General features: G+C 64.2%; 1 protein-coding gene. It reads right to left on the reverse strand.

Annotated elements, in window-relative coordinates; translation table 11 throughout:
* Positions 1-425 (reverse strand): glycogen/starch/alpha-glucan phosphorylase (locus tag AC0IYH_RS29505; RefSeq protein ID WP_471837600.1); only part of this gene is annotated, 425 nt, incomplete at both ends.

Consider the following 425-nt stretch of genomic DNA (forward strand, 5'->3'; position numbering starts at 1 on the left):
GCACCCAGTCGCGCTCCGGATGGCTGCGGATCTGGGCGTACAGCGCCACCGTCTCGACGATGTTCAGCAACTGGCGCTTATACTCGTGAATGCGCTTGATCTGGACGTCGTACATCGCGTCGGGATCGATGCGGATGCCCATCAGCTCCTTCAGATGCTGCGCCAGCGCGACCTTGTTGGCGCGCTTCACGCTGGCGAACCTGCTGCGGAAGCCGGCATCGTCGGCAAACGGGTCGAGCGCCGACAGCTTTTCCGCGTCGTCGAGGAAATCGTCGCCGATCGCCTCCCGGATCAGCGCGGTCAGGCCGGGGTTCGCCTGTTGCAGCCAGCGGCGCGGGGTGATGCCGTTGGTCTTGTTGTTGATCCGGTCCGGATACAGCGCGTGCAGGTCGGCGAAGACCGTCTTCTTCATCAGGTCGGTGTGC

It is taken from the genome of Pseudomonas sp. AC463 (assembly GCF_979253585.1).